The following is a 12,964-nucleotide window of genomic DNA, read 5'->3' on the forward strand; positions in this document are numbered from 1 at the left end:
CTCGAAACGCCAGGACACGAAGGAGTGCGCATGACCGAGACCACGGAGATCCGCAAGGGTCTGGCCGGCGTCGTCGCTGACACGTCGGCGATCTCGAAGGTCAACCCCGAGACCAACTCGCTCCTGTACCGGGGTTACCCGGTCCAGGAGCTGGCAGCGAAGAAGACCTTCGAGGAGGTCGCCTACCTGCTGTGGCACGGCGAGCTGCCGACGCCCGCACAGCTCACCGAGCAGACGGCGGCCGAGCGCGTGCACCGCGAGCTGCCGGACAACGTGCGCGACGCGATCCTCGAGCTGCCCACCGACTGCCACCCCATGGACGTGTGCCGCACCGCGGTCTCGATCCTGGGTGCCCACGACCCGCAGGCCGAGGACTCCTCGGTCGAGGCGGAGCTCGCCAAGTCGCTGCGCCTGTGGGCGGTCCTGCCCGCCGTCGTCGCGCTGGACCAGCGCCGGCGCCGCGGCCAGGAGATCGTGCACCCGCGCGAGGACCTCGGCTACTCCGCGAACTTCCTGTGGATGACGTTCGGCGAGGAGGCGGAGCCCGCCGTCGTGCAGGCCTTCGAGGCCTCGATGGTGCTGTACGCGGAGCACTCGTTCAACGCGTCCACGTTCACCGCGCGCGTCATCACCTCGACGCTCGCCGACCTGCACTCTGCCGTGACGGGCGCCGTCGGCGCGCTCAAGGGGGCGCTGCACGGCGGCGCCAACGAGGCGGTGCAGGCGACGTTCGAGGAGATCGGCACGGCCGACAAGGCAGAGGCCTGGCTCGAGGACGCCCTGACGAACAAGAAGAAGATCATGGGGTTCGGCCACCGGGTCTACAAGAACGGCGACTCGCGTGTGCCGACCATGCGGGCGGTCCTCGGCGACCTCGCGGAGCACTACGGCCAGACCGAGGTGCTCGACCTCTACGACACCCTCGAGAACGCCATGGGCGCGGCCAAGAACATCAAGCCGAACCTCGACTACCCGGCGGGCCCGGCCTACCACCTGATCGGGTTCGACACGAACATCTTCACGCCGCTGTTCGTGGCCTCCCGCATCACGGGCTGGACCGCGCACATCATGGAGCAGCGCGCCGCGAACGCGCTGATCCGGCCGGTCTGCGAGTACGTGGGGCCGGAGCAGCGCGAGGTTCCCTGAGGGTACGTCGGACGCCCGTTCCAAACCCCCAGGTGACACCCCCTAGGATTTATGGACGGGCGTCCTACTTCGCACCGAGCAAAGCCGACATCCCGCCTGAGGCGGACGATCGCGTTGGGCTGCACGCCACGCGGACGCCACGAGAGACACCGATAACCCGGCAATCTCGTGACATTGAGGCAGACTGAGAGGTGGAAAAGACTGATGGACGAAAGTCCCCGACACGTGAGGACACCACTGGTGGACGACGAAGTCGTACTCTCTGCCCCCCTCTTCGCGGACATGGAAGGCGAAGAGACCCGCGCGCTCTTCGAGTCCATGGTGCCCGTGGAGCTGGTCCGGGGTGACGTGCTCTTTCGCGAGGGCGAGCCGGGCGACCGGCTCTATGTCATCGCGCAGGGCAAGATCAAGCTGGGTCGCCGGTCGAGTGATGGCCGCGAGAACCTGCTGTCGATCCTCGGCCCGGGCGAGATGTTCGGTGAGCTCTCCCTGTTCGACCCGGGACCCCGCACCGCTTCGGCCTCGTCCGTGTCGGACTCCGTGGTCTACGAGCTGCGGCACGACTCGCTCGTGCGCTGGATCGCCGACCACCCGGGCGTCGCCACCCAGCTCCTCGGCGCGCTCGCACGCCGCCTCCGCCGCACCAACGAGACCCTCGCGGATCTCGTGTTCTCGGACGTCCCTGGCCGCGTGGCCAAGGCTCTGCTGGACCTGTCGACCCGGTTCGGCGAGCCCAACGACGACGGCATCCGCGTGGCGCACGACCTCACGCAGGAAGAGCTGGCGCAGCTCGTCGGCGCCTCGCGCGAGACCGTGAACAAGGCCCTGGCCGACTTCGCGACCCGCGGCTGGGTGCGCCGCGAGGGCCGGGCCGTGGTCCTGCTGGACCTGGACAGGCTGGAACGCAGGGCGCGCTGAGCTGTCGGTGCACGCATGATCGGTAGATAGTCAGGTGGTCGGCACCTCGGGGTGCCGACCACCTGACTATTTACCGATCATCCGCAGCGTGCGTTCAGGCGACCCGCGCCGTCAGCGTCATCAGCGTCGCCTCTGGGCGGCATGCGAAGCGGACCTGCGCGTACGGCGACGTCCCGGCGCCCGCCGAGACGTGCAGCCACGTCGACTTCTCGCCGCCCTCACGGTCCGGCCGCTCGCCGGGCCAGCCGTGCAGCCCGGAGGCCCGGACCCTGTCCAGGTCGCAGTTCGTCACGAGCGCCCCGTAGAACGGCAGGCGGAGCTGCCCGCCGTGCGTGTGGCCCGCGATGATGGCGTTGACGCCGTCGTCCTTCAGCTGGTTCAGGACCCGCTGGTACGGCGCGTGGACGACGCCGAGGCGCAGTACCGCGTCCTCCTCACCGGGCACACGACCCGGCTCCGGCATCAGGTCGAGCTCGAGGTGCGGGTCGTCCATGCCGACCAGGCCCACGGTGCGCCCGTCGCGCAGCTCCACGAGGCCCCGGTGGTTGTCCAGGTCCACCCAGCCGGCGTCGGTGAATGCCTTGGCGAGCGATGTCGTGGGCAGCGGCACCTTGTCCTCGCGCTCCACGCGAGCGTCCGGCAGCAGGTACCGGGCCGGGTTCTTGAACGTCGGGGCGTAATAGTCGTTCGACCCCATGACGAACGCCCCGGGGACGTCCATCAGCTGCCCGAGGACGTCGAGCAGCGGGGCCAGTGACTGCGCGTGCCCGAAGTTGTCGCCCGTGTTGATCACCAGGTCAGGCTCGAGCGCGGCCAGTGACCGCACCCAGGCCTGCTTGGCGCGCTGACCCGGCGTGAGATGCAGGTCCGAGACGTGGAGCACCCGGATCGGCCGCTGCCCCGGGGGCAGCACCGGCACGGTCACCCGCCGCACGCGGAAGAGCTTGGTCTCCACGTGCGCGTATGCCAACCCGGCGGCGGCAACGCCCCCAGCGATCCCGAGAACCTTGCCGACGTTACCCAGGGTACCCATGCAGATCAGTTGTTCCCGTTGCCGTTGCCGCCGCCGTTGCCGTTCCCGTTGCCGTTCCCGTTCCCGTTCCCGTTCTCACCGAAGTCCGAGCTTCCGCCGTCGGAGTCACCGAAATCAAGCTCATCCAAGTCCGACTCACCAGAGCCCGAGTCTCCGGAGCCACCGTCGCCCGACTCCGACTCCGACCCCGAGTCCGACCTCGGCGGAGTGGCCCTCTGACCGACCAGCTTGGGATCGGGTTCAGGGAAGCTCTTGACCGGCAGGCCCTCGATGGCCTGGTCCATGTAGGTCTTCCACGTGGGTGCCGCGACCTCGCCGCCATAGAGGTACTCGTGGAACTCGCCGTTCACGGTGATGTCGAAGTGCTCGAAGTCACCCTCTGACTCACCGACCCACACGGAGGTCGACAGGTTCGGCGTGTACCCGGTGAACCAGCTCTGGTACGCACCGTTGGTGGTACCCGTCTTACCGGCCACAGCACGTCCATCCTTGAGACCGCCCAGCTCCCACGCGGTGCCCCAGGGGTCCCGGTTGAAGACCTTGGTCATTGCGTAGGCCACCGTGTTCGCCACGTTGGGCTCGACAGTCTGCTTGCAGTCCCCCTGAGGCACGTCCATGTCCTCGCCGGCCCGGTCCTTGACGGCGAGGATCGCGATCGGCTTGCAGTACGTCCCGCCACTGGCGTAGGTCGCGTACGCAGAGGCCATACCCAGCGGGGACGTCGACTGAGTACCGAGCACCATCGAGGGGAGAACCTCGATGTCCCGCGCGGTGGCCTCGCCCTCGATCGGTCCACCACCGTCAATCGACGCATGCTGGGTGGGCCGGAAACCGACGTCGTACGCGGACTGCCGGATGTCGCACAGGTCGAGCTGCTGCGACATGCGGGCGTACACGGAGTTCACGGACTGGAACGTACCCTGGAGCACGCTCATGCTGGTGCTCTCCGCGGTCTCGGCGTTCCGCACCGTCCAGTCCTCACCGGCCAGGGACGCACCCTCACAATTGCCCCTGAACGACGATTGCGGAAGCGTCACCGTCGTAGCGCTGATCCTTTCGTTCAGCGTGTGTCCGCTGCGCAGCCATTCGGTGAGCACGAACGGCTTGTAGTTCGAGCCGGCCTGAAAGCCTCGCGAGTTGCCGTGGGAGTAGTCCGCCGAGTAGTTCTGTGCGGTGTGCCGCGGCGCCGGGTTGCTGCTCGCGTCGTACGGGATGTTCTGCGCCATCGCCAGGATCTTGCCGGTCCCTGGCTCGACCGAGGTGATCGCCGCCTCGAGACCGCTGGGGTCATCAGCGGGAATCTCACCGGTGATGGTCTGCTCGGCGGCCCGCTGCTTCTTGATGTCGAGCGTCGTGATGATCTTGAGGCCACCGCGGTAGAGCAGGTCCTGACGGTCGCTCCGCGTCTTCCCGAACTCGCGGCTGGCCATGACCTCCTTGATCACGTAGTCGCAGAAGAACGCGGCGCCCTCGGCGGAGTCACACCCGACGTCGAGCGGCTGGACATCGAGGCTGTCCTCCAGCTCCGTGTCGAACGCCTTGTCCCGCTCCTCGGTCGTGATGTAGCCGAGCTGCCACATCTTGCCGATCACGAGATCCCGACGCTTTGCGGCATCCTCGGGGTTCTGCACCGGGTCGAACGCGTTCGGGGACTTGGTGATACCGGCGATCGTCGCCGCCTCGACCACCGACAGGTCGCTCGACGACTTGTTGAAGTAGTGCCGCGATGCGGTCTCGACCCCGTACACGCTCCGGCCGAACTGCGCGATGTTGAGGTAGCCCTGGAGGATCTCGTCCTTGGACATCTGCTTCTCGATCGCGATGGCGAGCTTCGCCTCGCGGAGCTTTCGCGTGAGCGAGCCCTCGCTGGCCTCCAGCACGCCGAACGTGTCGCCCGACCGGTCAGCCTCTTCGATGAGCACGTTCTTCACGTACTGCTGTGTGAGGGTGGAGGCACCCTCGGTGGCGCCGCCGCCGAAGTTCTTGACCGCGGCGCGCGAGATGCCCTCAGGGTCCACGCCACCATGGGTGTAGAAGCGCTCGTCCTCGATGGAGATCACGGCGTTCTTCATGTGGTCCGCCACCTTGTCGAGCGGCACGATGATGCGGTTCTGCGCATAGAACGTGGCCAGCTTCGTCTTGCCGTCGCTCGCGTAGATCTGCGACTGCTCCGACAGCGGCCCAGGCACCAGCTCGGCGGGCACCTCCTCGAACACCTCGACGCCCGTGTCGACGGCAGTATCAACGCCCGATGCCAGTGGGATCACCAGTCCGGCCGCGATCACGCCGCCGGCGCCGGCGGTGAGCACGAATGCGAGAAGGAGTCCGATGAGCTGCGCTGCGGGAATGGTTCGAGTGACCCGACGCGGCTCGCGGGAATTCGGCAAGGCCATGACTCCAGGTTACGGGGTGCCCCCGACACGGCGCGCCGAAACTCGACCGGCCGTTGTGCAGGTCTCGTGCGGAATCGCCGTCGTCGATCGCGGGCTAGCATCGGAGCCATGGCAACGAAGTGGGAGTACGCGACGATCCCCCTCCTCATTCACAACACCAAGGCGATCCTCGATCAGTGGGGCTCGGACGGCTGGGAGCTCGTGCAGGTGGTCCCCGGACCCGACGGCACCGGTCTGGTCGCCTACCTGAAGCGACCAGCGGGCGGTGACGCATGAGTCACGAGCAGCGCCTCGCCGAGCTGGGCATCACGCTCCCCGAGGTAGCGGCCCCGGTCGCTGCGTACGTCCCGGCGGTGCAGACCGGACGCTACGTCTACACCTCCGGCCAGCTGCCCTTCACCGAGGGCGCTCTGCCGGCCACCGGCAAGGTCGGCGAGGGCGAGAACCTGATCTCCCCCGAAGACGCAGCGATCTACGCACGTACCTGCGCTCTCAACGCGCTCGCCGCCGTCCGGTCGGTCACGGGCTCGCTCGACGCGATCACGCGCATCGTGAAGGTCGTCGGATTCGTCGCGAGCGACCCGGCGTTCACCGGCCAGCCCGCGGTCATCAACGGCGCCAGCTCGGTGCTCGGCGAGATCTTCGGCGACGCGGGCGTGCACGCCCGCTCCGCCGTCGGCGTGGCGGTTCTTCCGCTGGACTCACCGGTCGAGGTAGAGCTCGTCGTCGAGCTCGCGTAGTGCCTACGCAGCGGCCTGGAACGGGCGTGATCGGACCCACTGAAGGATCCGGTTTCGTTCCGGGCCCTGCGTCGGCTATTCTGAGCAGGCTTCCGCGGAAAGGCTTCTTGCCTGTCCTGCGGTGGACTCCATCGGGGTGTGGCGCAGCTTGGTAGCGCGCTTCGTTCGGGACGAAGAGGTCGCAGGTTCAAATCCTGTCACCCCGACCATGGAAGAGGCCCTCTGGTCAGCAGAAATGCTGAGCTGGAGGGCCTTTTGCGTTGCTGTCGCCGGGCGCCCGTGCCCGCCTTCCCCTCCGGTGCGAGACTTAGGGCCATACCCAGCATGGGAGGCACCCGATGGATCCGTACGTCCTCGTAGGTGGCGGGCTGACGACCGCCCGTGCCGCTGAAGCGCTGCGCACCGGCGGTTATGACGGCGATCTGGTGGTGGTGACCACCGAACCGCACCACCCGTACGAGCGCCCGCCGCTGAGCAAGGACTATCTGCGCGGCGAGTCGGAGCGCGACGTCGTCTTCCCGCTCGACGAGAGCTGGTACCGCGAGCACGACGTCGTGGTTCGCACCGGCGAGACGGTGGTCGGGCTGGATCCGGCAGGCCACGTCCTCACGCTGTCCGACGGCGCCACGCTCGCCTACGCGAAGGCGCTGCTCGCCCCCGGCTCCGCGCCGCGAACCCTCGACCTGCCCGGCGGCGACCTCGCCGGCGTGCACTACCTGCGCACCATCGACGACTCCGACCGCATCTCCAGCAGGCTGCTCGAAGCGTCGCTGGAGGGCGTGGGCAGGATCGTGGTGATCGGTGACGGGTGGATCGGGCTGGAGGTGGCGGCGTCAGCCCGGTCGCTCGGGCTGGACGTCACGGTCGTGGGCGACGGCCCGCATCCGCTCGGCCGCGTGCTCGGGCCCGAGATGAGTGACTTCTACGCGGGCGTCCACACCGAGCACGAGGCCCGCCTGGTCCGCGACGCGTCGGTCCTGGCGATCCGTGGTACCGACGGTCGCGTCACAGGCGTCGACCTGGCGGACGGCACGCATCTCGGGGCCGACGTCGTGGTGATCGGCGTCGGTGCCACACCGAACGTAGGCCTCGCAGAGGCCGCGGGTCTGGATCTCCGGCCCGCCGCGCAGGGTGGCGGGATCGTCGTCGACGGAACCCTGGCGACGTCGGCCCCCGACGTCTTTGCCGGGGGCGACGTGGCCAGCGTCCCTTCCCCGCACTACGGACGTCCGCTCCGGGTGGAGCACTGGGCGGTCGCGCAGGAGACCGGCGCGCACGCCGGCCGCGCCATGCTCGGTGCCGCCGATCCGTACGACAAGCTGCCGTACTTCTACAGCGACCAGTACGACGTCGGCATGGAGTACACCGGCTGGGTGGACGTCCAGGCGGGATATGACGACGTGGTGGTCTCCGGCGACGCCGGCAAGCGAGAGTTCGTGGCGTTCTGGCGTGTCGACGGGCTGGTCGTGGCCGGCATGGCCGTGAACGTGTGGGAACAGATGGAGCGCGTGGAGGAACTGATCAGGTCTCGGAGGAAGGTGTCGACGGCGGAGCTGGAGGGCTTCGTAGGCTGACTGAGCCGGCACCCTCAGACCGTGCGTCTCAGACGGCGAACAGCAGACCTGCGCTGACCAGCATGACAACCGCGGTGGCGAAGTGGATCCCGAAGGCGACCGCCTTAGTACCACCGTGACGCAGCACGATCACGGTGTCGCCAAGCGGCGCCAACGTCACTGCGAGCATGAACCACGCCCCGGCGTGGGCGCCCGCGAAGAACAGGACCGCCAAGCCCGCGACACCGAAGGTGGCGTCCCGAATCCCCTTGATCTCGAGGTAGGCGCGGTCCTGGGTGGCGGGCACACCATAGCCAGCGGCGGCGCGGTATGGCCTGCGCAGGAAGCCCACCCCGATGTACACGATGAACAGGTTGAGGACCACGGCCAGGGCGTACGCAACGACGGTCATGCCATCTCCTTTCTAGCGCTGATAGGTTGCGTAGTCACGCTAGCAGGTCAGGGGCAGATCGGCTAGCAGCGCTAGGATCGGAGCATGACGATTCAGACGCGCCGGGAGCGCGAGCGGGCGCAGCGTGAGCAGCAGATCGTCGCGGCAGCCCGCGAGCTGGCAGAGACGGAGGGCTGGGAGGCGGTAACGACCCGCCGGCTCGCCGCCGAGATCGAGTACAGCCAGCCCGTCCTGTACAGCCACTTCAAGGGCAAGACCGCCATCATGACGGCGGTCGCCGTTCAGGGCTTCGAGGAGCTGGCCGACGAGGTGCGCGTCGCACGAATCGCTGCCCACGGAACCCGCGAAGCTGTCGCCGCGGTCGCAACCGCCTACACGGGTTTCGCCCGAAAGCGCCCCGCGCTCTACGACGCGATGTTCACCCATGCGGTCGACTTGCCGTTTGCGAGACCCGACACCCCCGTCCATCTGCGCAACGGGTTCGACGAGATTCTGCAGGCTGTCCAGCCCTTGGCCGCGGACGACGACCCCGGCATCCTCGCCGAAACCTTCTGGGCGAGCCTGCACGGCCTGGCCATGCTCGAGCGCAGCGGCCGCCTCCCTGCCGACCTGCACGGTGCCCGGTTGGATCTACTGATCAGCCGCTTCGCACCGGCAGCCACCTGACTGAACCTGCGGCGTCAGCCGCGAGACTGCGACGAACTGGCCGACGGCCGTATGTCGCTCAACGACGAACGCGCTCCCTCGTGCCGTGGGCCGTGCTGACCAGCGTTCAGGCCTCGCACGCCTCCTGGAGAGCCGTACCGAGGCGGTCGCTGCTATACCGCCCACGTAGAGCACCCCCCGGTGGGATGACGACGGCGCTCTGGGTGCCGTCGGGAACGCCACCGTCTGCCGGGCGGGCGGCAAACATGATGTCGTCACGCTGCTCATCGGGCACGGGCTGGAGCCGGTGGACGTCCAGGTCCGTGCTGATCACCGTGACCGGCCAGGACGAAGGGTTTCTCACGGTTTGCCCCACAACCACGTCGTCGTCGGTGCCGAATATCGTCCCGTAGTCCGCAGGGGAAGACAGTCCAGGAGCTGCATGCCGAGGGAGCAGGCGGACGAGCCCGTCTCGATCCCGCCCGAGGCGGGCGATGCCTTGCCGCGCGCCGAGGTCCACGAACAGCGCCACGATGAGTGTGACGGGATCCAGCTGCTACCACGCCGGCGCGGTGCCCCTGTCTCCGCTGCTTCGGCCGGGTCCACCGCTTCGACGCTGGTCATGCGCTGAGAGTAGAACCTAGGTGCTGCCGCCGCCCGCAAAGGGCTGATGAGTGAGACTCCATAGGAGCCGTGCGAACGCAAGCGTAGAACGTCTGCTATCGCGAGCATAGAAGCCCTGCTAACACCAGCGTAGAGTGCCTGCTAACGGCAGCGTAGAGGCGTGATCGAATATCAGCGGCGGCTCCTGGACAACCCGTTGAGGCTCGAGGAGTGGTACCGCTGTCCTTGCTCGGTCACTGATCCAGCCACACACCGAGCGCTCCGCTGGCCGAGCTTGTCGAGACCAGGTCTTGACAAGCTCGACCAGCGGAGGCACAAGCCCGACCAGCGAGAGGTCCGATCAGCGGAGCGTCAGCCCCGACGCTCCCGGACGGCCTTGGCCAGGTCACGAAGAAGGTCCTCCGTGGTGTCCCAGTCCATGCACTTGTCGGTGACCGACTGGCCGTAGACCAGCTCGGACAGCGGAGCAGGCTTCTGTGCGCCGGCCTCGATGAAGCTCTCCATCATGAGGCCCGTGATGCCGCGCTCGCCGTCCGCGATGCGGTTCGCGATCTCGTGAACGACCCCGGCCTGGCGCACGTGGTCCTTGCCCGAGTTGCCGTGGCTCGCGTCCACGATCACGCCGTTCTCGACGGAGCCGCCCAGACCGGAGGACCGCGCCACGCGCAGCGCGGCCGCGACGTCCTCGGAAGAGTAGTTGGGGCCCGAACGCCCGCCGCGCAGGATCACGTGGCAGTCCGGGTTGCCGGTCGTCTCGACCGCTGCGGCACGCCCTTCGCCGTCGGCCCCGAAGAAGGTGTGCTCGCTCGCGGCGGTGACGCAGCCGTCCACGGCGATCTGCACGTCGCCGTCAGTCGCGTTCTTGAACCCGACGGGCATCGAGAGGCCCGAGGCGAGCTGCCGGTGCACCTGCGACTCCACGTTGCGGGCGCCGATCGCGCCCCAGGTCACGGCGTCGGCGATGTACTGAGGGCTGGTCGGCTCGAGGAACTCGGCCCCGGCGGGCACACCGGCGTCCAGCACACCGAGGAGCACCTCGCGGGCGAGGTTCAGGCCGTGCCGCACGTCGTGCGATCCGTCCAGGTGCGGGTCGTTGATGAGGCCCTTCCATCCGACCGTGGTCCGCGGCTTCTCGAAGTACACCCGCATGACGACGACCAGGTCGTCCGACAGCTCACGCCGGAGCGTGGCGAGCCGGGCGGCGTAGTCGAGCGCGGCGGCCGGGTCGTGCACCGAGCACGGCCCGACGATCGTCAGCAGCCGGTCGTCGTCGCCGGCCAGGACGTCGCGCACCTCGCGGCGGGACGTCGTGACGAGGTCGCTGCGGGCGGTGCCGAGCGGCATCGACTCCAGCAGGCTGTTCGGCGCTGGGAGCGGGTCGAGAGCGCGAATGCGCAGGTCGGAGGTGCGGGTACCGAGGTCGGATGTCTCGGTGCTGGGTTCCGCAGGCGTGATGCTCATCGGGATCGGGGCTCCTGGTAGGCGGGTCTGGTTCGAGGAACCGGACGGCCCGCCACCGACTCCTGGTCCGGAGCGGCCCGTCTGGCAAAGACGAAGGGCCTGGACGCGATCGGCGTCCGAGGCCCTGGCTCCGGGTGGAAAGTTGGTCAGGCGTGCGCCCGCCGAGCTCCACCAGGAGCCGACGTAAAGCGCCAATACCAACGGATGTCCACGGCCAAAACGGTAGCCCGACCCCAGCGGGCTGTCCACCGAGTTCCAGGATGCGGTCCATCACAGTCGGGTGTGGCCGCCCTGCCCTGTGCCTGCCGACCCCGCCCGACCCAACCACCGCCCGCGCGGCCCGCCTACCGGGCGTAGCGCTCCACGAATGCCCGCAGGATTCGCATCGGCTCGGCGACGGTCACCGCGATGACCCGCTCGCGCACCAGCTCGGCCTCCTCGCGGGGAAAGTAGCCGTAGTCGCGGTAGACGACGATCCGCTGCTGCATCCCCGCGACGTCCAGCTCCGGGTGGAACTGCGTGGCGTACAGGTTCTGCTTGATCCGGAACATCTGGACCGGGCAGTCGGCCGACGACGCGAGCAGCACCGCATGGTCCGGCAGCTTGCGCACTGCCTCCTTGTGGCCCACGTACGCAGGGAACGTCGGCAGCACCCCCGCGAGCAGCGGGTCCGACGCCGCGTCCGGTGTCAGCTCCACGACGACCGGGCCCACCGGCTCCCCGTACGTCCCGTCGATCACCGCACCCTGGTGGGCACCCAGCGTGCCGACGCCGTAGCAGGCGCCGAGGAACGGGAAGTCGCGGGCGACCAGCTCGTCGAGCAGCGCGGCGAGCTCCGCCTCGACGCGGAGCTGCACCGGGCCCTTCTTCTCCGCGGGGTCCGAGGAGTTGAACGGCCCGCCGCCGACGAGCACACCCGAGTAGTCGTCGAGGTTCACCGGCGGCAAGGGGTCCCGCTCGAGGCGCACCCGGTGCAGCTGGTCCGGTTCGAGCCCGCCGTACTGGCAGAACGCCGCGTACTCGCCGTCCGCGGCGATGTCTTCTCCGCGCGTCGCCAGCAGCAGGAACGGCTTCATGACAAGAGAGTAGGGGAGATCAGCGCGTCTCGGAACGTCGAGCCCACCACGTCGCCAGACCGGCCCCGGACAGGTTGTGCCACACGGAGAACAGCGCGGCCGGCAGCGCGGCGGCAGGCGTGAAGTGGCTGGCCGCGAGGCTCGCGGCGAGACCGGAGTTCTGCATGCCCACCTCGACGCTCACCGCGCGGCGAGCCGCCCGGTCCAGCCCTGCCACCCTCGCGGCGCCGTACCCGAGCAGGAGCCCGAGCAGGTTGTGCGTGATGACGGCGAGCGCCAGCAGCAGCCCGGTCGAGAGCACGGTCTCGGCGTTGGCGGCCACCACCCCGAGCACCACCACGACGATGCCGCCCACGGAGACCAGTGGCAGGTACGGCAGCAGCTTCTCGACGAACTTCCCGGCGACGGCACGCACCACCAGGCCTGCGAGCACCGGGACGAGCACCACCTGGACGATCGAGCCGAACAGGTCCATGAACCCGACGTCGAGGGTCTCGTCGGCGAGCCACAGGATGAGCACAGGGGTGAGGAACGGCGCGAGCACGGTGGAGATGGCGGTCATCGTCACGGACAGTGCGGTGTCACCCTTGCCGAGGTACACGATGACGTTGGAGGCCGTGCCACCCGGTGCCGACCCGACGAGGATCATGCCGAGCAGCGCCATGCCGGTGAGGCCGTAGACGCCGCTGACGCCCCACGCGAGCAGCGGCATGATCAGGAACTGCGCGGCGACCCCGATCAGCACCGCCAACGGCCGCTTGGCGACGAGGGCGAAGTCGCTGCCCCGCAGGGTCAGGCCCATGCCGAACATGATGATCCCGAGGAACAGCGGGATGTGTGCGGCGAGCGGTGCGAGCTGGGCCGGCGCGAGCAGGCCCGCCACTCCGCCCAGCAGCACAAGTACGGCGAACCAGCGTCCGGCCAGCTCTGCGATCTTCCGCAACGTTCCCATGTGTTCCTCTC

General features: G+C 68.6%; 13 protein-coding genes and 1 tRNA gene. 7 read left to right on the plus strand and 7 right to left on the minus strand.

Annotated elements, in window-relative coordinates:
• Positions 1–30 precede the first annotated feature (30 nt).
• Both APR04_RS12480 and APR04_RS12485 read left to right on the plus strand, forming a co-directional pair.
• Entirely contained in the window at positions 31–1,146 is a 1,116-nt protein-coding gene (locus APR04_RS12480) for a bifunctional 2-methylcitrate synthase/citrate synthase (RefSeq protein WP_253870714.1), read from the plus strand.
• Positions 1,147–1,386: 240 nt separating this feature from the next.
• Positions 1,387–2,064 (plus strand): Crp/Fnr family transcriptional regulator, encoded by a 678-nt coding sequence (locus APR04_RS12485; RefSeq protein ID WP_119141697.1) that lies wholly within the window; start codon positions 1,387–1,389, stop codon positions 2,062–2,064.
• 94 nt (positions 2,065–2,158) lie between these two features.
• On the opposite strand, the gene APR04_RS12490 is transcribed toward APR04_RS12485, so the two are convergent.
• On the minus strand, positions 2,159–3,097 hold the full coding sequence (locus APR04_RS12490; RefSeq protein WP_253870716.1) for a metallophosphoesterase: 939 nt from the start codon (positions 3,095–3,097) through the stop codon (positions 2,159–2,161).
• 5 nt (positions 3,098–3,102) lie between these two features.
• Positions 3,103–5,490, minus strand: a complete 2,388-nt coding sequence (locus APR04_RS12495) for a transglycosylase domain-containing protein (protein ID WP_253870718.1) — start codon at positions 5,488–5,490, stop codon at positions 3,103–3,105.
• A 108-nt stretch (positions 5,491–5,598) separates the two neighbouring features.
• Between APR04_RS12495 and sp36 the strand changes: the two genes are divergently transcribed.
• The 4 genes from sp36 (at position 5,599) to APR04_RS12515 (ending at position 7,804) form a co-directional block, all read left to right on the plus strand.
• A complete protein-coding gene (gene sp36 / locus APR04_RS12500; protein ID WP_253870720.1) occupies positions 5,599–5,766 on the plus strand; it encodes a Sp36 family protein in 168 nt (55 codons plus the stop codon).
• The gene (locus APR04_RS12505; RefSeq protein ID WP_253870722.1) at positions 5,763–6,230 is read left to right on the plus strand and encodes a RidA family protein; all 468 of its coding nucleotides are present in this window, start codon (positions 5,763–5,765) and stop codon (positions 6,228–6,230) included. The genes sp36 and APR04_RS12505 overlap by 4 nt, the downstream gene beginning before the upstream one ends.
• Positions 6,231–6,362: 132 nt before the next feature.
• A tRNA-Pro gene (locus APR04_RS12510) sits at positions 6,363–6,439 on the plus strand.
• A 129-nt stretch (positions 6,440–6,568) separates the two neighbouring features.
• Positions 6,569–7,804, plus strand: coding sequence for an NAD(P)/FAD-dependent oxidoreductase (locus APR04_RS12515; RefSeq protein ID WP_253870724.1), 1,236 nt, complete (start codon positions 6,569–6,571; stop codon positions 7,802–7,804).
• Positions 7,805–7,832: 28 nt separating this feature from the next.
• Here APR04_RS12515 and APR04_RS12520 read toward each other — a convergent pair whose 3' ends face one another.
• Positions 7,833–8,195, minus strand: a complete 363-nt coding sequence (locus APR04_RS12520) for a DUF4267 domain-containing protein (RefSeq protein WP_253870726.1) — start codon at positions 8,193–8,195, stop codon at positions 7,833–7,835.
• 84 nt (positions 8,196–8,279) lie between these two features.
• Between APR04_RS12520 and APR04_RS12525 the strand changes: the two genes are divergently transcribed.
• Positions 8,280–8,861, plus strand: coding sequence for a TetR/AcrR family transcriptional regulator (locus APR04_RS12525; protein ID WP_253870728.1), 582 nt, complete (start codon positions 8,280–8,282; stop codon positions 8,859–8,861).
• Positions 8,862–8,967: 106 nt separating this feature from the next.
• Here APR04_RS12525 and APR04_RS12530 read toward each other — a convergent pair whose 3' ends face one another.
• The 4 genes from APR04_RS12530 to APR04_RS12545 form a co-directional block, all read right to left on the minus strand.
• On the minus strand, positions 8,968–9,204 hold the full coding sequence (locus APR04_RS12530; RefSeq protein WP_253870730.1) for a hypothetical protein: 237 nt from the start codon (positions 9,202–9,204) through the stop codon (positions 8,968–8,970).
• Between the two features lie 611 nt (positions 9,205–9,815).
• A complete protein-coding gene (locus APR04_RS12535; protein ID WP_253870732.1) occupies positions 9,816–10,925 on the minus strand; it encodes a 3-deoxy-7-phosphoheptulonate synthase in 1,110 nt (369 codons plus the stop codon).
• Positions 10,926–11,269: 344 nt separating this feature from the next.
• Positions 11,270–12,001: a glutamine amidotransferase gene (locus tag APR04_RS12540; RefSeq protein ID WP_253870734.1), complete on the minus strand. Its 732-nt coding sequence runs from the start codon at positions 11,999–12,001 to the stop codon at positions 11,270–11,272.
• Between the two features lie 19 nt (positions 12,002–12,020).
• Positions 12,021–12,953 carry a bile acid:sodium symporter family protein gene (locus tag APR04_RS12545; RefSeq protein WP_253870736.1) on the minus strand — a complete coding sequence of 311 codons (933 nt, stop codon included), beginning with the start codon at positions 12,951–12,953 and terminating at the stop codon, positions 12,021–12,023.
• Between the last annotated feature and the right edge of the window lie 11 nt (positions 12,954–12,964).

Origin of the sequence: Promicromonospora umidemergens (assembly GCF_024171995.1) — a bacterium.
Classification (GTDB): Bacteria; Actinomycetota; Actinomycetes; order Actinomycetales; family Cellulomonadaceae; genus Promicromonospora; species Promicromonospora umidemergens.